The sequence below is a fragment of the Chryseosolibacter histidinae genome (assembly GCF_018598225.1).
Lineage (GTDB): Bacteria > Bacteroidota > Bacteroidia > Cytophagales > Cyclobacteriaceae > Chryseosolibacter > Chryseosolibacter histidini.
Genome location: NZ_JAHESF010000030.1, coordinates 54,979 through 75,860, shown reverse-complemented (window position 1 = coordinate 75,860; position 20,882 = coordinate 54,979). Strand labels below are relative to the sequence as shown.

Below are 20,882 nucleotides of genomic sequence, written 5' to 3'. Positions count from 1 at the left end.
TGTAAGCCGCTTGTTATAGCAGGCTTGTGCTGTTGATGATGCTGCCGCCGCGGCTTTTAAGATCTGCTTTGGCGGCGATGAATCCTTTGTCGTCGATGGAGCGGGTGGCGTCTTCAATGAGAAATGTTTTGAAACCCTCGCCGATCGCATCTTTGGCGGAATAGTATACACAATAATCTCCGGCCAGGCCACAGATAAAAACTTCTAGTACACCACGTTCACGTAAATAGCCCGCCATACCGGTGCTTCTTCTGTGGCCGTTGTCATAAAATCCGCTGTAGCTGTCGATGCGGGCATCCATACCTTTTCTGAAAATGGCTTCTGCCCTGTTAAGGTTGAGCGCCGGATGGAATGCAGCGCCCGGTGTGCCCTGGATGCAATGATCTGGCCACAGCACCTGGTCGAGGCCCTCCAGCACGATCTGCTCGAACGGTTTCTTGCCTGCATGATTCGAAGCGAAGCTTTTGTGGCTCTTCGGATGCCAGTCTTGTGTGGCAACCACCAGGTCAAAATGCGCTTGCAGTTGGTTTACGATGGGGATGATGGTTTCGCCCTGGCGTACCTCAAGGGCGCCACCTGTAGTGAAGTCGTTCTGGATGTCGACAATGATAAGTGCTTTTGTCATGGTTTTCTGTATTCACTTCTGAGCTGATCGCGCAAAGCTTTTAACCGTGGGCTTAACCCGATCTTGTAGGTATGAGGATTTTGAAACCGCTTGTATTCTTCCGGCAGCAGCCCGAGCCGTGCTTTGCTGTATTCAGCGATGAATGTCAACGGTTTCTTTTCTATCAGGATCTTCCCTTGCTCCATTACCTTGTGCAGCAGCGGCTCCTGCCTGAGACCGGCAAAAGAAGTTGACTTGTCTGGCTCGAATGGATGGTGCATTACATCGATCTGTGTTTCGTCGTGAAGCGTTATGCCATCGGCGCCGGCAAAATGTCCGTTGCCGTCGTAGATGCGGAACACCTGCTTTTTGTGCGGAAGGGTGATCTTCTTCAGGCTCTCCGAGATCTTGATGCGTGGTTTGTTCTGTGTGAGGCTGAGCTTGTATACGCCGTCGAGCGCCGCGTCGGGGTGGCCGGTGACCAGGCTCGTGCCCACGCCGAACACATCTATGGGGGCGCCCTGTTCGAGCAAGCTCTTGATCACAAATTCATCGAGCTGGTTGGAAGCAACGATCTTCACGTGATGGAGCCCCGCGTTGTCGAGCATCACACGGGCGCGCTTCGAAAGATAGGCGAGGTCCCCGCTGTCGAGCCTGATACCTTGCAGTCGCTGCCCTCGCTGTTCCATCTCTTTTGCAACGGTGATGGCGTTGGGCACGCCGCTCAGCAATGTATCGTAAGTATCTACGAGCAGCACACAATGGTCGGGCCGGCCTTCAGCAAACATCCGGAAGGCAGACAACTCATCGCCATGGTGCTGGATGAAGGAATGTGCCATGGTGCCCGAGGCCGAAACACCAAAATCAAAAGCCGCTTTAACGTTGCTGGTCGAATTGAAGCCCCCGATGATCGCTGCACGGGTAGCATGGTATCCGCCAAGTCCCTGCGCCCTTCGAAGGCCAAACTCCGCCAGGGTTCTTTCGCCAGCCACCTGCCGCATGCGTGAAGCTTTGGTGGCGATCAGCGTCTGAAAATTCACGAGGTTCAGCAGCAGTGTCTCGATCAGCTGCGCCTCGAGCATGGTACCTTCAATCCTCATCACCGGGCGTGTAGGAAACACAATGTCACCTTCGGCAGAAGCGTAAATGCTCCCGCGAAAACGGAAGCCCTTCAGGTAAGCGATGTATTCGTCGCGCAACCCGAGCTGTTTCAGGTTTTGAAGATCGTCGGCCGAAAAGTGTAGCCGTTCCAGCAATTCCAGCAGGTCATAAAGTCCTGCAAAGATCGCATACCCGCCGCCAAACGGAAGCTTGCGAAAAAAATAGTCGAATACCGCTTCGTGATGGTGATGGCCATTTAAAAAGTACACCTGTCCCATCGCGATCTGGTACAGGTCTGTGTATGTGGCCGTTAAATCCAGCCGTTCGGGATCAGTCATAAGATCGTTAAAAGTACAGTTACAATGAAAGACAACCAAAAGTAAGCCACAAGATCATCAAGAAATAGCGGCTTGAACGGAAGTTTCGCACTGCCCCACCGCCCTTGTTGGTGTTCTTCACCAACAAGAACCCGCACTCGCGCGGAAGTTTCTTCCCTCTACTCGCGCGGAAGTTTCTTCCGTGCGCTCTATTCCGAGACAGTCTTCGTAGCCCACCCTTTGAAGCGGAAGTTCCTTCCGCAATTCACTCTTCTGGGAACCTTTAACAACTCCTTAACAAGATTTGAGAAATCGTTAACAACCTGCATACCCTGCGAAGAATAATTTCGTGAAAACATTAGTCGTTTATATGAAAAAAATTCTTCCCCTTCTGATCCTTTTTTTAATTGTTGAACAGGCGCAAGCTCAAAAGGCTCCCGATCTGCTCGGTGCATGTACCTTTGAGCAACTGTTGAAGGAACCATACGCCGCATGGTATAACCAGAATCTCTCCGCCTATCAGCCCAATGGTGAGATCCTTACCCAGTTTCAAAAAGCTGATCTTTCAAAATACTCCATGAAGATCTTCTTCGGCTCATGGTGTGGCGACAGCAAAAGAGAATTGCCGCGCATGATCAAGGTACTGGAGAAGTTGTCGTTTCAGAAAAACAACATTACACTGATCGGTGTCGAAGACTCTCTGGCGTTGTATAAACAATCGCCTCAGCATGAAGAAGCCGGTCAAAACATCTACCGCGTTCCCACTTTTGTGATCTATAAAGGCGGCAAGGAAGTAGGCAGGATAGTGGAGTCGCCGGCAGAGACCCTCGAGCGTGACCTGCTGAAGATTGTGCTTAAAAAAGAGTACCTCCCCAATTACCGCAGCTATACCCTCATCGAGCAATGGCTGAAAGATGGGTTGTTGAAGGATGAGAATGTCAATGCACGCGGCCTGGCGTTCCAGTTGAAGCCAGTGGTTTTAAGCGAATCAGAGCTGAACTCTTGCGGTTATGTTTTATTGGCACAGCGGAGCATCAAAGAAGCAATTGCCGTTTTCCGTGTCAACGTTAATCTTTTCCCACAGTCGGCCAATTGTTTTGACAGCCTCGGCGAAGCTTACGCGATTGCGGGGTCAAAAGATAAAGCCATCCAGGCCTACGAATATGCTGTGCATCTCGATCCGAAAAATGAAGGTGTTGCTGAAAGGTTGAAGAAGCTGAAAGGAGAATAATGGATCTAACTCCGTATTTTGCGAAACGATTCAATTATTACGGCGCAATTATGTTCGCAAAAAACTGGCAGGTGATCAAGGATGACTCCCGCAGAACCTTCGAGGTCTGTGGTCAGGAACGCAACACCAATTTGTTTACCAACACCATTCACGGCATGCAGCGGGCAGGCATGAACGTAAGTTACGTCACACCACCCGTTACCAATAAGACTTCAAGCAAAGACACCGTCACCGTTAGCGGCTACACCAAAGAAGAGGGGTTGCACGACAGGCTGATGAAAACGTACCGGGAGATCACGATGGGGTCTGTGGATGAGTATGATAATGAGTAGTGGTTTCTGACTTTGGAATCTATACTACGCACGCACGGACCGGCATGCTGAGCGATGCAAGTGCGTTGGGCTGCGGGAACGAAGAATCCGAGATGACGAAGCGCATCAGTCGAAAAGCCGGCTCACAATCAAGATCCGAGCCAGCGACACGGATCCTTCGCTCGCACATCCTTCCCGCACGAACCGCCGCTCAGGATACCGGCTTCGGAGGGAGATTAGGATCAAAAGTTTCTGTCAGATCCTTCCATTCTGCGTTCATCGTTTTTATCAGATCTTCTTTCCATTTACGCGTTTTGCCTTTGATGTATCTCTCTCTTTCAAGAGCCTCCGTAACAAGTTCAAAGGGTTCGTAGTAAATAAGCTTGTAGATATTATACCGTGCCGTAAAGCATTTTGGATTTTGCTTTGTTTTGTGTTCCCAAAGACGAGTGAGTAGATCATTGGAGGCGCCTGTGTAAAGGACTGTATTTCTTTTATTGGTAAGGATGTAAACCCACGCAGATGGAAGCATTATTTAATTTAGCGAATTTTCTTGGAACTACACGCTTTCAAAATCCGGTATCCTGAGCGATGCACGTGCGTTGGCCGTTGCGGGAGCGAAGAATCGCGAAGTAACTGAGTGCTTCAGTCAAAAAACGACTCACAAGTAAGTACGCAGCCAGCGACACTAGATCCTTCGCTCGCACTGCCTACCCGCATGAACGCCGCTCAGGATGCCGGTTTCAGAGGGAGATTTGGAATAGTCTCACTCGACCTGTATTCTGGGCGATGCACGTGCGTTGCCGTTGCGGGAGCGAAGAATTCCGAGATGACGGCGTGCTTCAGTCAAAAAAACGACTCACAAGTAAGTACGCAGCCAGCGACACTAGATCCTTCGCTCGCACTGCCTACCCGCATGAACGCCGCTCAGGATGCCGGTTTCGGAGGGAGATTTGGAATAGTCTCACTCGACCTGTATTCTGGGCGATGCACGTGCGTTGCCGTTGCGGCGCGAAGAATTCCGCGATGACGGCGTGCTTCAGTCAAAAAACCGACTCACAAGTAAGTACGCAGCCAGCGACACCAGATCCTTCGCTCGCGCCTTCCTTCCCCTGATTAAAAACACCGCTCAGGCTACTGGTTTTATGACCGGCGAATCCTTCGCGCTACAATTAAATCAACAAAAAAAAATCGTATCATTGTCCGTTCGTTTAACCCCACTACACATGTGAATTAAAATCACACTGGTCCTGCTAACCATCTCAGTTGTAAGCCTGAAGGCACAGACTTGGAGTGGATCAACTCCCGGGAACATTTACTACAATCAGGGAAATGTCACTATTGGTGCCTCTACATCAAATACTGCCAACCTGCATCTTGGGAAGCAGGAAGCTCCTGCCAATAGTACGGGAGAAGTGTCAAGGCTGTCTATTCAGCCATATGGCCATACCGGTGCGCTATGGATTTTAAAGTCGCGTGATAATCCCAGTACTGCGTTTCTTGACATTTCATATGGCACGAGCACAGCTTTAACTTTCAATCACTGGGGTAGTATAGGCATCGGCACAACCATGCCCGCTTTCAGATTCCATGTCAGGGGAAGCAACATCAACTCTGAGGGGATGGCGTTAGGGACCACAACCACCGGCAACTTTGCCTTAACAAGTACTGATGGTGGTGCGTACGGTTTGTTTGCCGGTGTTAGCGGCACTGGAAGAGCCTGGTTACAAGCAGGCCGGTACGATACAAACACTGCATACGACATTGTTTTACAGTCTTCAGGTGGTAACGTTCTCATTGGAAAATTCTCTCAGAACAACACGGCGTATAGACTTGATGTAAACGGCGCTGTGCGATCAAATGAGGTTGTAGTCAATACGGATGGTGCAGATTTTGTATTTGATGCCGGATATGAGCTTAGAAACCTTGATGAAGTGGAGCAATATGTTAAGGAAAACAAACATCTTCCGGACATTGAGTCAGCAGCAGAAATGCAAAAGAACGGATTGGCGCTCGGCAAGATGGACATGAAGCTTTTGCAAAAGATAGAAGAGCTGACGCTTTACATGATTGAGCTAAAGAAGGAGATGAGTGAAATGAAATTAGAAAATCAGAAACTAAGAGACAGAATAACAGATCTCGAGAAGAACTGACAGAAATCTGGAGGCCTGAAGAAACTCACAGGGTTCTGAGCCCTGGTTTCACTCACTCCTCAAACTCTTCACCGGATTCACCATAGCAGCTTTGATGGACTGATAGCTCACCGTCAGCAACGTGAGCAAGATCGCCAGCGCACCCGTTACCGCAAAAACCCACCACGGTAGTTCAACACGATAGTCGTATTGTTGCAGCCATTCGTCAGCCAGATAATAGCTCAACGGCACCGCTACCAGAATGGAGATCGTTACAAGACGAACAAAATCACCTGAGAGCATTTTCCACAAACTCAGCGCCGACGCACCCAGTACCTTGCGGATGCCGATCTCTTTGGTGCGCTGGCTTACGGCAAAAGCAGCCAATCCGAAAATGCCGATGCAGCTGATAAAAATCGCCAGCGTTGCAAATATGGTGGCAAGCCTGCCAACACGCTCTTCGGTTTTGAACAATCGAGCATATTCGTCGTCCTGAAATTTGTAATCAAAGGGCGTTAGCGGATCATATTTTTTTATCACGGCCTCTGTCCTCTTCAGCGCTTCATGTGTGCTGATATTTGGATTCAGGCGAATGGTGAGGTGACCTTTGACGCGATAGTTGATATAGTAGAGGTGGGGTGTTTGGTTGACAAAGGGCGTCCAGCGGATCTGGTCTTTGATCACGCCAATGATCTCCCGCTCCTTATTGTCTGCGAATTTTAGTTTTTTCCCGATCACGTTTTGACCAGGATTTTTAGGATTGACAGGATTTTCGGATGCGATCAATCTCGCAGCCATCTCATTAATGATCACAGCAGAAGAATCTGAGGTGATCTCACGTGAAAAGTCACGGCCTTCAATAAATTGAAAGCCATTTGTTTTCGGAAAGTCGTGGCTGCAGCTGTTCATGCCAAACAATGGCCGTGTTGTTGGATCCTTTCCTTCCCACGTCAGTGATACATCGTCGCTCATGGCACCGGTGATCGGAAAATCTGATTTCGCCATGTCTGTTGCCGCCCCTGATGACAGCAGCTCATGACGCAGCGTGTTGTAATCCGCTTTGGCAAGCTCTTCTGTACGGACCGCCATGTTAACGATGCCTTCGCGGTCGAATCCTACCGGCCTGTTTTTGGCATGCTGGATCTGCAGGAACACCACCATGGTGCCAATGATCAGCACAATGGAAATGGTGAACTGGAACACTACCATCACCTTGCGCGGCAGCCCGGCTGACGACCCTGTTCTGAATACACCTTTTAATACCTTAACAGGATTGAATGACGACAGGTACAACGCGGGGTAACTTCCGGCAAGCACGCTGGTGACCAACATGAACACAAGCGATATCAGTATGAAACGAAGGTCGGTCCATGGAATGATCATCTTTTTCTCGGCCATCGAGTTGAACAGGGGCAGGCAGAGTGCGGTCATGAGCAGGGCCATCACAAAGCTGATCACCACGGTCATCAACGATTCACTCAGGAACTGGCTCACCAGTTGCCAACGCACTGATCCCATGACCTTGCGAACGCCAACTTCTTTGGAGCGTTTTTCACTACGCGCTGTGCTCAGGTTCATAAAATTGATACAGGCCAGCAACAGCACAAAGACACCGATGGTACCCACCATCCATACGAACCTGACCTGCCCGCCAATATTAACGCCGTCTTTAAACGTTGCCTGAAGATGCCATTTCTCCAGGGGCAGCAAGATCCCATTGGGATTGAGGGCCTTTATTGCACCGGAAGCTTTTTCAAACAACAGGTTTTTTATTTTCGGTTCCGCAGTCGCAAATGATGCATGTTCTCTCAGTAGCACGTAACACTCAAAATCAAAGTTATCCCAGTTGTCCATCTTTTGTTGCTGACCTCTGGAAAAGTAATAGGCCATTGGCATCAGCATCCTGACTTCTGCGAAATGGGAGTTCGCCGGAAAATCTTCAAAGACACCCGCTACCATCATTTCCTCGCTGTTGCCTGACTTGATCGTTTTGCCAACGGGGTTGTCGCCCAGCAGGTCTGCTGCCAGCGTTTTTGATAGAAGAACTGCGTGAACGCCTTTGAGTGCTTTGGCAGAGCCTTCGAGCATGTGCACAGAGAACATATCGGCAAACTGAGGCTCGACAAAAAGCCCCGTTTCGATCAACGTTGTTTCCTGGTAGCCGATCACGTGCTCGTAGGCCCAGGCTATCATGCTCACTTCCTCGAGATCCGCGCAATTATTTTTAAGCTCGTTGCCGATGGGCGCCGGCACGTCGTTGATGGTAAGCACCTGCTCGCCGAATGTTACGTGGTGATAAAGCAGGCCAAGCCGCTCGTGGTTTTTGAATGATTTGTTATAATTCACCTCATCCAGAACCCATAAGCCTATCAACAAGGCTACCGCCATGCCAATAGCCAATCCGGTGATGTTAATGAAAGCGTATCCGCGGGTCTTGGTCAGATTTCTCCAGCCAATAATAAAGTAGTTCTTGAGCATAGGGCTTTTCGTTTAGGTGGTACACACCGTATGATGCTGTTCATACGATTATAGTTTTAACGATTGCCCGGTTTTGCAAATTGCAGCTGGTTTACCTTTTATCACCGGCATACGATGATATTCGATGAGTTTTGCCTACCGCCCATTGCCTACTGATTCAGTATCTTCCTGATCTGGCTCGCTTCCAAATTGCAGTTGATCCACTCCTGGGCCATGTGCGTGCCGTACTTCTTGTAAAAGTTGATGGCCGGCTCGTTCCAGTCTAGCACCTGCCACATCATGCCGGTGCAGTTCTCTTCCAGCGCTTTTTCCATGGTGCGGTCAAACAACAGCTTGCCGATACCCTGACCGCGTTCGCTTTCCGTTACAATAATGTCTTCGAGGTAGAGCCGTTTTCCTTTCCAGGTAGAGTATCGCCAATAATACAGAGAGAGGCCCACAATACCGTTTTTATTCTCACAAACAAAAAAGCCATACACCGGGTTGGGACCGAAGCCATCTTCTTCCATCAGGTTAACAGTATTGATCACTTCATGTGGAGCGCGCTCATACTCGGCAAGCTCTCTAACAAGCTCGAGCACACGCGGCAGGTCTTCCTTACGGCCGGGACGGATGGTATTCATGCGCGTAAGATAAAAAAACGCTTTATCTTTTTCATAAAGCGTTCTCACATAAGCAACTTACTAAATACTCGCTTCCCTCGCAGTACTTCTGACTCCTGACTTCTGGCTCCTGGCTTCTAATTTTCACATATCATCCTTAGCAAGCGGAGGAACCACCCCCATATTATACCAGGCAAACGCATACTGGTCTGCCGTGACCTCGAGCGATTTCTTCAGGTTGGAAGAGGAGTGTCCCGACTTGACGTCCACGCGGATGAGCACCGGGTTCTCTCCCTGGTGATGTTCTTGTAAGGTGGCAGCAAACTTGAATGAGTGCGCTGGCACTACCCTGTCATCATGGTCAGCGGTGGTTATCAGCGTGGCCGGATATTTTACACCGGCTTTCAGCGCATGTACGGGAGAGTATTTTTTCAGGTACTCGAACATTTCTTTGGAGTCGTCTGCCGTGCCGTAATCATAAGCCCACCCTGCGCCGGCAGTGAATTTGTGATAGCGGAGCATGTCCATCACGCCCACCGCAGGGAAAGCCACTTTGGCCAGGTCGGGCCGTTGCGTCATAGTAGCGCCCACCAGCAATCCGCCGTTAGAGCCTCCGGAGATAGCCAGGTATTCGCTCGACGTATATTTCTCTTTGATCAGGTATTCGCCGGCAGCGATGAAGTCGTCGAACACATTCTGTTTGTTCAACTTGGTTCCGGCCAGGTGCCACTTCTCGCCATACTCGCCGCCACCGCGCAGGTTGGGTTGTGCATAGATGCCGCCGTTCTCCAGCCACACTACCCTTGACGTGGCAAAGCTGGGTGTAAGGCTCACGCTGAATCCGCCGTATGCGTATAGCCATGTCGGATTTTTGCCATTCAGCTCGAGGCCCTTCTTGTACACAATGAACATCGGGATCTTCGTGCCGTCTTTGCTTTCGTAAAATACCTGTTTGGTCTCGTAATCTTCAGGGTTGAAGTCTACTTTCGGTTTTTCGTACAATGCCGATTTCCCTGATGCGATGTCATATTTGAAAATGGTGGTAGGGTAGGTGAACGATGTAAAAGAATAATAGAGTTCCTTGTCTTCGGGTTTTCCTTTGAAGCCAGTAGCTGTACCGATGCCCGGCAGCTCGATCTCGCGCTCCAGCTTGCCGTTGAAATCGAATTGTTTCACCTCTGTTTTTACGTCTACCATGTAGTTGGCAAAGATCCTGTTGCCCGCAGCGTCGGCCTTCATCACGTTTTCCGTTTCAGGGATCAGGTCTTTCCAGTGTTCCGGTGTTGGATTCGAAAAGTCGACCACCACAATGCGGTTGTTGGGTGCGTTCAGGTTGGTATGGATCAGCAGCCGGGTGCCTACGTTGGTGAGCACCTCGTGGTCGTTGTCGAAATTGTTGACCACGGCAACAAGGTGGCCCTTCGGATCTTTCAGGTCCTGCACGTACAGCTCGTTGCCGGTGGTGCTGGTAGCAGCGCTCACTACGAGGAAACGTTCGTCGTCAGTGAGGTAGGCGCCGATGTAACGCCGTGGTGTCTCTTCGCCGCCGAACACCAGCTTGTCCTGGCTTTGGGGTGTGCCGAGCTTGTGATAGAAAAGTTTGTGATGCTGGGTTTTGGCCGAGAGCTCACTTCCCTTCGGCTTGTCATAGCTGCTGTAATAGAACCCTTCATTGCCTTTCCAGGCGATGCCGCTGAACTTGATGTCTTGCAGCGAGTCTTCTACAATGGTTTTATCTGCCGTGCGGATGACAACCGCCTTCCGCCAGTCTGAGCCGCCTTCGGAGATCAGGTAAGTGGCCAGTGCACCATCTTTGGTGAAGAAGATACCTGAAAGCCCGGTGGTACCGTCTTTGGAAAAAGTGTTCGGGTCGAGGAAAACTTCAGGGGTACCGTTGATTCCTTTTTTACGATACAGCACGCTGTGATTCTGAAGGCCGTCGTTCTTAAAATAGTAATAGTGATCGCCTTCCCTGGAAGGAGCGCCGAGGCGTTCATAGTTGTAGATCGACTCCAGCCTCTTCAGCACACGGTCGCGGTAATTGATGTTCTTCAGGTATGCGAAGGTTACATCGTTCTGGGCTTCCACCCATTGTGCAGTTTCCTGCGTGGTATCATTTTCAAGCCAGCGATAAGGATCGCTCACGGCCACACCATGGTAGGTGTCAACAGTATCAACTTTTTTGGTCATAGGATATACACTTCTGGGCGCTGTTTCTTTTGGTGTATTACACGAAACAAAAACAGCCGCCGGCAAGCCAAGTGCCAGTAATGAAATCAGTTTCATAGGAAAAGGGTTCAGATGTTTTTAAAAATAATGCCCCCTGCCATGGCGTACAAGTTTACTTTGATCAATGGCTCACTTTGGGCATTCGATCAGATCCGTTTTCAACAATTTACCCCATCCGGGGTGGCTCAGGCTGGTACGGCCTGGTTACATATCGTTAACAGATAGGCGTAATGTGTTGATGTATAAGCATTTAGATTAGAATATCCGGACGGCCGCCGCGCATGATCGCATCCAATCGTTTGCTAATATTGAATGATGATTATAAAAGGGAATACGTCTTCAGCCAGCGCCACCCGGTTCCAGAAAAAAATGACTGCCGTGGTGTCAGTACCCGGGAGCAGTAAGGGACAGGTTCTCAGGATCGGGCTCCCTTCATTGAATGGATTCTATTTTATCGAGATCCAGGACATCATCCGGTTCAGGTCCGAAAGCAATTACACCGTACTGTACAGCCATCAGAAACAGTACCTGATCACCCGCACATTAAAAAGTATAGAAGAAACACTTCGGGGTTATAATTTCTTTCGCATCCATAAATCGCACCTGGTAAATCTAGATCAGGTGGTGGAATACAGCAGGGCAGGACGGGGTAATCTTGTTATGGCTGATCAGGCCAATCTTCCGATAAGCCGTTTTGTAAAGGCTCACCTGGAAGAAAGGCTGTTACTGATCTAACCACGTCAAACTAACTTCAATTGAATGTGAACAGGTGTTGGCCACTAACGGATGCGATGCGTCCCGCGCCGAAAGTATTTTTACTCCATTGCAGCGACAGCTTCAGGGAGCTCTCCGTGATCTCGGCCACCGTTATCTCCAGTCCGTCATTCCGTGTTATTACGGTGCCTTCCTTGTCGGTGAACTGCCACGTGCCGCTGGCGGGCCAGATCGCATTCGCGGGATTTACCTGGTAATCTTTCACGGTGAACGTAAGCGTCATGCCCGCAAATAAAGTGGTCTGGTCCACACCGTCTACCTGTACGCTGCTGACGTTCCATGTTTTGCTTTTCAGCTTCGACAACACAGCATCACTGGGCGCAGGTTCTTCTTCGCTGCACGCCGTGAAGAGCATTATGAATGTCAGGCAGAGGACGGATGCCAGGCTGGTATTTTTTATTTTCATTTTCATTTCCTTTGTGATTTTGATGATGGATCTGTTTGTTACTTCTTCTCAAACTTGATCTGCTTCAGGCTGTGGTTGTCATAGATCTGTAAAATGTAGAGACCCGATGCCAGGTGCGCCGTGTGAACCACATGCAAGCCGTTGAGCACCTCTACAGCAAAGTGTTGCCGGATGCCGAGCGCCGATGTCATTTGCAACTCCGCTTTTGCCGGCAGTCCTGATACGGTAAGATGATCCATAACGGGGTTGGGATACAGGCTGATCTCAGTGTGTCGGCTTTCTTCGATGCCGGTGACGACAATGGCAAAGTCATCCGAGAATTCGCTCGCGCAGTCATCTATGGTGGTGATCACTTTGTAGATGCCAGCCTTCGATACTTTCAGGTCCTGGTTGGTAGCTCCCGCGATGGAAGTGCCGCCTACGTACCACTGGTTGCCCGATGCATTGCTCGAAGTAAGCACAGGAGCTTCAGTGTCGGTGAACGACGGGCGGATCACTGGTTTTGCAGGCTTCACGCAGAAGCTTCTTTCCACGGGCGCAGCAGCCAGGTAGTTGGCATCGCCGGCTTGCGTGGCTTTCAGCGTGATCCTTCCAGCGCTTGTAAGAGTCACCTGGCTGCCCGAAACAGTAGCCCTGTTCAGAGAAGGTGTTATGGTTACGGGCAGGCCTGAAGAAGATGTCGCAGTGATGGAGAAAGCGTCTCCCAGTGCTTTATCTGAAATGGCAGCGAACGAAATGGTCTGGCTTGCTTTGTTTACTACCAGTGTCTGCTCCTGTGTTGCAGCTTTATATGTGGCGTTGCCATCCTGAACAGCGCTGATGGTAACTGTACCCGCGCCGGTGATGGTGATCGTATTGCCGGATACAGTGGCGACACCGTTGTTACTGCTCGTGAAATGAACGGGCAGCCCTGACGATGCCGCTGCGCTTATCGTGAAAGCTGCATCTTTATAGGTTTTGGATGCCAGTGCTCCGAAGTTAATGGTCTGGGTCAGCTTGTTCACGGTCAGTGGTTGTGTGGCATCTGCAGCGGCGTTGTAATTTCCGTTCCCTGCCTGGCTGGCAACGATGTTCGTGCTACCGGCGCCCACAATGGTAACTGTATTACCAGTAACCGTGGCGACACTTGTGTTGGAGCTGGTGAAGGTTACATCGAGCCCCGACGATGCTGTGGCCTGCAATTGAAAAGGAGCATCACTCACCAGCTTCGGATCCAGTGATCCAAAAGCGATGGACTGAGAAGCTTTTGTGATGGTGAGGATGCCCGTTCCATTCACGATCGTGTACCGGGGGTCGGAGCCAGCTTGCGCGCCGAAAGCCCTGATCGTATAGTTTCCTACAGGACTTGTAGCGGTCGCGAGCACATCGGTATCAGGTATAGGCATTACGTTGAGGTCGGAAGGAACTTCATTATTCACGAACCCGGTGTACGAAAGTGTAAAAGCAGGATTGTCTGCGCCATATTCCCTCGATACGTCGTTCGGTTTCGCCGTCAGCGTTGCCTGCGTGATGGTGAGGGTACCTGGTGAATAATTGAAGCTGTAGTTGTTATCAGTCCCTCCCGAAACAGTTATATCATAAGTGCCGGGCCAGCTCAGCGCAGTGGCATCGGGTTCAGCTACTGGTTTTGTATCGATCACAGAAGCATTGTCACTGCCGATGAAACCGGAGTAGCTTAATGTGAACGTGGGCTCTGAAGCGCCATAGGTTCTGCTGGCGGCGTTCGCTGTTACATTCAGCGTTGCCTTGCCGATGGTCACTTGCTGCGTGGCGTCAGTGGCAGCCAGGTAAGATGCATTGCCCGCCTGTTTTGCCGTGAGCGTAACCGTTCCTGCTTTGTGAATGGTAGCGGCGCTGCCTGAGATTGAAAGGATGGAAGGATCGGAAGATTGATACGTTACCGCCAGCGCAGCGCTGGAAGTGGCACCCGGATCAAACGCTGCATCGCCATATTTTTTCCCGGTGATGGCAGCGAACGAAATGGTTTGTGATCCTTTGTTCACCGTTAAAGTTTGAGAAACAGGTGTCGCCTGGAAGTAGCTTCCGTTGGCCGCCGCGTTTGCTGTGAGCGTACAGGTTCCTGTTCCTACAATCGTAACCGTGTTGCCGCTGACGGTGGCCACGTTTGTATTGGAGCTGGTGATCACAATGGTGGACCCTCCCGATGGACCTGTGACCGTCACATTGAATGGCCCATCGCCCAGGCTATGCGCCGACACGGGTTGAAAAGTAAGATCTTGGTATGCCTTTGAGGCGTCAACCGCTACGATTGCATCCCTGTCCCAGCTTCCGGTAGTGGTGTTCAGATCGAGTATCTTGGTAAGAGTCTGGTTGGGCATGCTCACGCTGAACACACAGCCATTGCCAGTGTTAGACTGCATGCCTAATCCCCACAATAAACCGTTATATTCTGTGAGCGTGCTGGAAGGCATGCCAAAGGTAGTTGGGAAATCCACCACTTTGCTGATCTGCGGGCTGGTTCCTGCCGTGATCTTGAAGATCATGCCGTTGCCGTTGCTTCCTCCTTTGGCCACGCCGTAAATGTTGCCATTGCTGGCCGCCATCAGGCCTCCCAGTGATTCTGCACCCATGGTGGCTGCATTCGCGCCGCCCATACTGTAATAGTTGTAAACAGTACCATCGCGGCTCAACCGCCAGATCGCGCCCGCGTTGCCGTTGCCGGTTTCATTGGTGCCTCCGAAAATTTCTACACCGTACAGAAAACCGTCGAGACCAAAAACGATATCACCTGCGCCACCATATCCATCGGTGTTACCACCTGTTGTAAACGTATGAAGCACCGAGAAGCCGGTGCCGTCAGGCCTGATCCTGAAGATCCCCTGTGCACCGTAGATCCTTCCATAAAAATACCCATCATTGCCGTCTAAGAGTTGACCATAAGGTTGGCCATTCGCCGCCGGGAAGCTGAAAAGCACTGTTAATGCTGTTCCGTCGAGCTTCATGGAGAATAAAGTACCCCGACCGTTGTCGCCGCCATAGTAAGAGACACCGTACATCTTGTCGCCGACGATGAGCGGTTTGAAATTCATACTCGCCGCATTGTCTACGTTAGACTGAAATGTCTTGATGATGGAGAAAGCCGATCCGTTGGCCTTCATCTTGAAGATGTAGCCGTCGTTGCCCAGACCACTGTTAGAAGCCCCGTACAGGTAACCATCAGGCCCCTGGGTCATCCCTTTGAAAAGAAGCGATCCATTAGCGGCGTCTATCAACTTGGTGTAGGCCGTGCCATCTGACTTGAAGCTGAAGATCAGCCCCCCGTTATTAAGTCCGCCTGAGCTGTTTTTCGCTATAAAAAGTTGCTGCCCCTGCGCACCCGGCCGGAAAAAGAGCAACGCGGCAACAACAATTAGAATCCTGGTAAATAAACTCATGATTGTATTTTTCTTTCGAAGAAACTGCCAAAACATGAGCTTATCTGCCGGAGTGAGCGTAGGTTACACCGCTGAGGATGAATGGCTTGAATAACTGTGTGAATGTATGGCCACGGGTTTCAACCGTGGCTATCAAAGTGAACGAAGAAACGCGTGCAGGCTTTGATCTGTGGGCAGGTCGAATTTTTTGCGCAACCGGTGCCGCGCTACCTTCACACTTTCAGGCGAGATATCGAGGATGGAAGCGATCTCTTTTGTTTCGAGATTCAGTTTCATTAGCGCGCAAAGCTTAAGGTCTTTGGCGCTGAGCGAAGGATATTGCGACTGGATCTTTTCAAAAAAACCGTTGTTCACTTTTTCAAAATGAAGACGGAATCCATCCCAGTCCTTATCCATGTTCAGGCTCATTCTCACAAGGTTGTTCAGCGGATTGAGCCTTCCGGCAAGGGTATCAGGTAATGATTTTCTGATCTCAACGAATTTGGATTTCAGTGTGATGAGCGTTTCATTCTTCTGGATGAGGTGAAGGGCATGGGTCATCAGCTCCTTGTTCTTGAATTCAAGGTCGGCCCGCAGCCTGAGCTCTTCAGCTTGCCTGGCCCTGAGCTCGGTTTCCGCCAGCTCCCGTTTCCTGTCGATCATCTCACTGTTCATCCTGGCGATCTCGAGCTGTTTTTTATTCTTCAGGTTTCTCCGGTTGAATATCAGTATCCCCACCGTTAACAACAGCACCGTGCCTACTCCGGAAGAAACCAGGTACGCGCGTTTCAGCGTATTGTCTTTCGTCAGTATTTCGATCTCCTGACTTTTTTTCTCCGTCTCGAAATGTGTTGCAAGCCATGCCAGCTGCCGGTTCTTCTCTTCGTTCAACACACTGTCTGAATAAATACGGCTCAGCTTCAGGTAGTGCAACGATGCATCGTAGTTCTTTTCGGCTTCTTCGATCATGGCAAGAAAGGAAGCCGATTCCGCGATATCGTCTTTCATGTTCAGCTCCTCCGACATTTTTAATGCCGGTAAAAAATAATCCCGGCTCTTTTTGGGTTCATGCAATGCCCAATACGTTTTGCCGAGCGACTCATAACAATAGATCAGGGGCCTTTTATAACTGAATTGCTTGCTGAGCTCCAGTGCCCGCAGGTCGTAGTCAAGCGCTGTTTTGAGCTGGCCCTGTTTGCGGGCAAGCTCGCTCAGGTCGGTGAGCACACTCACTTCACCGCCTTTATTCTCGTTGATGGTGAAGATCCTGAGCGCGTCGTTCAGGTAATGCGCTGCGCTGTCGAGCTTGTCGGTTTTAAGATAGATCTCGCCCACACTTTGCCGCATGATGGCGGGCGCATTCCGGTCTTTCCATTCGCCATTGAATTCCATCGCCAGCAGATATTGCTTCAGCGCCTTGTCAAGCTCTTTCAGATCGAGATAAATGCCTGCCATACCTGCCATCGCATTGGGAACCTGCGACTCGATGCCATTTTTTTTGGCGATCTCCAATGCTTCCTTATAGTGGCGAAAACCCTCACCGTAATTTCCGAGCGTTCCCGTGTTCACACTGCCCAGGTTCATTTCATTGGTAACGGCAAGCTCCCACATGCCGAGCTGCTTGAGCAATACCGCGCTGCTGTCTGCGTAGGTGAGGTAAGCAGTGTGGTCGTTGAGGAACAAGCTGCAAAGCCCTTTGAGACGTAAGAGCTTCGCTTCACCGTGCCGGTACTCAGCTTTCCTGGCCAATGAAAGACCAGTTGTAGAAAGATCCAGCGCCCGTTGTGTATTCGTCTTCGTGTTTTTGGAGATCCACTTGATCCAGTAGTTGATCTTCGCTGTATCGGAAGGAAAGCTGCGCGATTCAAGGCTGTCAGCCGGAACAGGTTGTGCCCGTAAAATAACTGGAACGACTACGAAGGCTAAGAGGGTACAAAAACAAAACCGCATGCTGGGGGATTTCTGATCCCTGCTGTCTTGCGGGAATCATTAAGCATGAAAAAGTAAGAAACTTTTTCCCCTTTTTAAAATAGTCGTCAGACCACTGCCCGGCGCGCTGCTCTGTGCGCAGTGGTCCGACGACTAGGGTGGACTAATTTATCATCTCAAATCCCGTATACGGCACCAGCACTTTGGGGATGCGGATGCCATCTTTCGTCTGGTTGTTTTCGAGGATGCCTGCCACGATCCGGGGCAAAGCGAGGGCGCTTCCATTGAGCGTGTGCAGCAGTTGGGTCTTGCCTTCTTTGCTCTTGTAACGCAGCTTCAAACGGTTGGCCTGGAAGGTCTCGAAGTTGCTCACAGAGCTCACTTCCAGCCATCGTTGCTGGGCGGCGGCATATACTTCCATATCGAAGGTCATGGCGGAGTTTACGCCCATGTCGCCTCCGCAGAGCAGCAGCTTCCGGTAAGGAAGCTCGAGCTTCTCGAGCAGGCTTTGAACGTAGGCGCACATTTCATCCAACGTCTGGTATGATTCTTCCGGCTTCCTGATCTGAACGATCTCAACTTTATCGAACTGGTGCAGCCTGTTCAGCCCCCGTACGTGCGCCCCCCAGCTGCCGGCCTCTCTTCTGAAACACGGCGTGAACCCGGCGTTCTTCACAGGAAGGTCTGCGTCGCTGAGAATCACATCGCGGTACAGGTTGGTGATGGGCACTTCCGCTGTAGGGATCAGGTACAGGCCATCTTCGGTGATGTGGTACATCTGGCCTTCCTTGTCGGGAAGTTGCCCTGTGCCGTAACCGGAGGCTTCGTTTACCACAATGGGCGGTTGAATTTCCTTGTATCCCTGCTTTTCTGCTTCGTTCAAAAAGAAGTTGATCAGCGCACGCTGCAGCTTGGCACCTTTGCCCTTGTACACGGGGAACCCCGCACCGGAGATCTTGTTGCCGAGCTCGAAGTCGATGATGTCGTATTTTTTGATGAGGTCCCAGTGTGGAACGGCATCGCTGCCGAGCTGGGGTATCGTTCCCCACTCATGCACTTTCAGGTTGTCGTCAGGACCGCCGCCGTCGGGCACTCGCTCATGCGGTACGTTGGGCACGGAGTAGAGAAGTTTTTGAAGCTCTTCTTCAGTTTTGCTGAGATCTGTTGCCAGGTCTGCGATGGATCTTTTCAGCTCGGCTGTACGTGCCTTGATCTTTTCCGCTTGCTCTTTCTGGCCGCCTTTCATCAACGCGCCGATCTCTTTGGCGAGTGTATTGCTCTCTGCCAGAAAACTGTCATGCTGCTGCTGAGTCTGGCGCCGCTTTTGGTCAAGCGACAATATGCTTTCCAGCGTTGCTTCGATGTTCTTTAACCTTCTCTTTTTTAATCCGTTGATAACCTTATCCTTATCTTCCCGGAGCACGGAAACCTGGAGCATATTTTTATTGTTTATAGAATGGATTCCAAAATTAATTTTTTTGGAATGCCTGTGTTATTGATGCCGGAATAAAATATTTTTAATGGTTTGATAATGTTAAATTTTAGCCTATAATTGCATCATCATTCGGCTTTATCTCAAGCCCTCTGAATATAAATCCGGTATTTTGCTTTCGATTTTTTTACTTCAACACTGACTTTCCGTATTGATGCCAATTTCAGGACTATTCTGAATAGAACAACTTCACAACTTATACAAACACACAATTTCAATTTTTTTCTAAAATCGCATGTATACTATTGATGATCTGAACGTCAGACTTCTTTCTGAACTGAAAGAGATCGCTGAGGGGATGGGTATTAAAAATGCCAAAAAGCTTTCCAAACAAGACTTGGTTTACAAGATCCTCGATCAGCAGGCTGTATCATCAGATGATGCAGCTCCCGCCTCCAAGAAAACAGCTGCCCCCGAAGCAGAGCCCGAACGTAAGATGCGCCCCCGTAGACGTGAGAACGTAGCCCCTGCCGCTGCCCCCAAAGCAGAAACAGAACTGTCGTCTGAAGAATTGCTTGACTCCATCAACCTTGACTTCGACAACTCAGTGGCTAAGTTCGATGAAGATAAAGAATCATTCGAGGAGAAACAGCCCAGGAAAGATCGCGAGCGCGATTCATACGAAGACAGAAACGAACGCGAAGGCGCTCAGGAAGACTCACGCAGAGAACAGCGTGGTGAAGAGAGAGGCCCGCAGCAGCCGCGTCCCAATATCCGCGACTTTGATGGCGCCATCAGCAACGAAGGTGCACTCGAGATCATGCAAGACGGCTACGGATTCCTCCGCTCGTCTGATTACAACTACCTGGCTAGCCCCGACGATATCTATGTATCTCCTTCGCAGATCAAGTTATTCGGTCTGAAAACAGGCGATACCGTAAAAGGCCTCATCCGTCCTCCCAAAGAAGGCGAGAAATATTTCGCGCTGCTCAAAGTAGAATCCGTCAACGGAAAGACTACTGAAGAGATCCGCGACCGCGTTGCCTTCGAATACCTGACACCCCTGTTCCCCGATGAGAAGCTCAGGCTGAGCACCACGCCCGACAACATGTCTACGCGTATCCTCGACCTGTTCGCGCCCATCGGTAAAGGACAACGGGGTATGATCGTGGCACAGCCCAAGACCGGTAAAACGGTACTGTTGAAACAGATCGCCAACGCTATCGCTGAGAACCACCCCGAAGTTTACCTGATCGTATTGCTGATCGATGAACGTCCCGAGGAGGTTACCGATATGGCCCGCAGCGTAAAAGCTGAGGTGATCGCCTCTACGTTCGATGAGCAAGCCGAGCGCCACGTGAAAGTTTCAAGCATCGTGCTCGAAAAAGCAAAACGTATGGTGGAGTGTGGCCATGACGTGGTGATCCTCCTGGATTCCATCACACGCCTCGCCCGCGCTTACAACACCGTTGTGCCCTCTTCCGGTAAGATCCTTTCCGGTGGTGTGGATGCTAACGCCCTGCATAAGCCTAAACGTTTCTTCGGTGCAGCCCGTAACGTTGAAGGTGGCGGATCGCTTACCATCATCGCTACAGCCCTTATCGACACCGGCTCTAAGATGGACGAAGTGATCTTCGAAGAATTCAAAGGAACCGGTAACATGGAACTCCAGCTCGACCGCAAGCTCTCCAACAAGCGCGTTTACCCTGCCATCGACGTACCTGCTTCAGGTACCAGAAGGGAAGACCTGCTCATGAGAGAAGAAGAGCTCCAGCGCGTATGGATCCTGCGCAAATTTATGAGCGACATGAACTCCAACGAAGCCATGGAATTCTTGTTAAGCAAAATGAAAGGAACCCGCAACAACGAAGAGTTCCTCCTGTCCATGAACGGATAAAACTTTATTGTCTTACTAATAAAAAACGCAGCCCTCGAAGCTGCGTTTTTTTTATTTCTATCTCC

The 20,882-nt window shown here is 50.3% G+C and carries 15 protein-coding genes; 5 read left to right on the top strand and 10 right to left on the bottom strand.

Annotated elements, in window-relative coordinates:
• Nucleotides 1-13: 13 nt before the first annotated feature.
• A complete protein-coding gene (pncA, locus tag KK083_RS23440; RefSeq protein ID WP_254168070.1) occupies nucleotides 14-625 on the bottom strand; it encodes a bifunctional nicotinamidase/pyrazinamidase in 612 nt (203 codons plus the stop codon).
• The gene (locus KK083_RS23435) at nucleotides 622-2,043 is read right to left on the bottom strand and encodes a nicotinate phosphoribosyltransferase (protein WP_254168068.1); all 1,422 of its coding nucleotides are present in this window, start codon (nucleotides 2,041-2,043) and stop codon (nucleotides 622-624) included. Before KK083_RS23435 ends, pncA begins: the two co-directional genes overlap by 4 nt.
• A gap of 349 nt (nucleotides 2,044-2,392) precedes the next feature.
• Here KK083_RS23435 and KK083_RS23430 point away from each other — a divergent pair, with 349 nt between their 5' ends.
• Both KK083_RS23430 and KK083_RS23425 read left to right on the top strand, forming a co-directional pair.
• Nucleotides 2,393-3,253, top strand: coding sequence for a thioredoxin family protein (locus KK083_RS23430; protein WP_254168066.1), 861 nt, complete (start codon nucleotides 2,393-2,395; stop codon nucleotides 3,251-3,253).
• A gap of 50 nt (nucleotides 3,254-3,303) precedes the next feature.
• Complete coding sequence (locus tag KK083_RS23425; RefSeq protein ID WP_254168064.1) at nucleotides 3,304-3,585, top strand: hypothetical protein; 282 nt, start codon at nucleotides 3,304-3,306, stop codon at nucleotides 3,583-3,585.
• A 190-nt stretch (nucleotides 3,586-3,775) separates the two neighbouring features.
• On the opposite strand, the gene KK083_RS23420 is transcribed toward KK083_RS23425, so the two are convergent.
• On the bottom strand, nucleotides 3,776-4,096 hold the full coding sequence (locus tag KK083_RS23420) for a GIY-YIG nuclease family protein (RefSeq protein ID WP_254168063.1): 321 nt from the start codon (nucleotides 4,094-4,096) through the stop codon (nucleotides 3,776-3,778).
• Between the two features lie 1,039 nt (nucleotides 4,097-5,135).
• Here KK083_RS23420 and KK083_RS23415 point away from each other — a divergent pair.
• Nucleotides 5,136-5,717, top strand: coding sequence for a hypothetical protein (locus KK083_RS23415; protein WP_254168062.1), 582 nt, complete (start codon nucleotides 5,136-5,138; stop codon nucleotides 5,715-5,717).
• A 48-nt stretch (nucleotides 5,718-5,765) separates the two neighbouring features.
• Here KK083_RS23415 and KK083_RS23410 read toward each other — a convergent pair whose 3' ends face one another.
• The 3 genes from KK083_RS23410 to KK083_RS23400 form a co-directional block, all read right to left on the bottom strand.
• A complete protein-coding gene (locus tag KK083_RS23410; protein ID WP_254168061.1) occupies nucleotides 5,766-8,174 on the bottom strand; it encodes an FtsX-like permease family protein in 2,409 nt (802 codons plus the stop codon).
• 149 nt (nucleotides 8,175-8,323) lie between these two features.
• A complete protein-coding gene (locus tag KK083_RS23405; protein WP_254168060.1) occupies nucleotides 8,324-8,797 on the bottom strand; it encodes a GNAT family N-acetyltransferase in 474 nt (157 codons plus the stop codon).
• Between the two features lie 123 nt (nucleotides 8,798-8,920).
• Nucleotides 8,921-11,062, bottom strand: a complete 2,142-nt coding sequence (locus tag KK083_RS23400; RefSeq protein WP_254168059.1) for a prolyl oligopeptidase family serine peptidase — start codon at nucleotides 11,060-11,062, stop codon at nucleotides 8,921-8,923.
• A 255-nt stretch (nucleotides 11,063-11,317) separates the two neighbouring features.
• Between KK083_RS23400 and KK083_RS23395 the strand changes: the two genes are divergently transcribed.
• Nucleotides 11,318-11,740 (top strand): LytR/AlgR family response regulator transcription factor, encoded by a 423-nt coding sequence (locus KK083_RS23395; RefSeq protein WP_254168058.1) that lies wholly within the window; start codon nucleotides 11,318-11,320, stop codon nucleotides 11,738-11,740.
• A gap of 16 nt (nucleotides 11,741-11,756) precedes the next feature.
• Here KK083_RS23395 and KK083_RS23390 read toward each other — a convergent pair whose 3' ends face one another.
• The 4 genes from KK083_RS23390 to serS all read right to left on the bottom strand — a co-directional run bounded on the left by KK083_RS23390 (nucleotide 11,757) and on the right by serS (nucleotide 18,926).
• Nucleotides 11,757-12,191 carry a hypothetical protein gene (locus KK083_RS23390; protein ID WP_254168056.1) on the bottom strand — a complete coding sequence of 145 codons (435 nt, stop codon included), beginning with the start codon at nucleotides 12,189-12,191 and terminating at the stop codon, nucleotides 11,757-11,759.
• 32 nt (nucleotides 12,192-12,223) lie between these two features.
• A complete protein-coding gene (locus tag KK083_RS23385) occupies nucleotides 12,224-15,580 on the bottom strand; it encodes a choice-of-anchor tandem repeat GloVer-containing protein (protein WP_254168053.1) in 3,357 nt (1,118 codons plus the stop codon).
• Between the two features lie 132 nt (nucleotides 15,581-15,712).
• Entirely contained in the window at nucleotides 15,713-17,509 is a 1,797-nt protein-coding gene (locus KK083_RS23380; protein WP_254168051.1) for a tetratricopeptide repeat protein, read from the bottom strand.
• A gap of 142 nt (nucleotides 17,510-17,651) precedes the next feature.
• On the bottom strand, nucleotides 17,652-18,926 hold the full coding sequence (serS, locus tag KK083_RS23375) for a serine--tRNA ligase (protein WP_254168050.1): 1,275 nt from the start codon (nucleotides 18,924-18,926) through the stop codon (nucleotides 17,652-17,654).
• A 289-nt stretch (nucleotides 18,927-19,215) separates the two neighbouring features.
• On the opposite strand from serS, the gene rho reads away from it, so the two are divergent.
• On the top strand, nucleotides 19,216-20,817 hold the full coding sequence (gene rho, locus KK083_RS23370) for a transcription termination factor Rho (protein ID WP_254168047.1): 1,602 nt from the start codon (nucleotides 19,216-19,218) through the stop codon (nucleotides 20,815-20,817).
• Nucleotides 20,818-20,882: the final 65 nt, after the last annotated feature.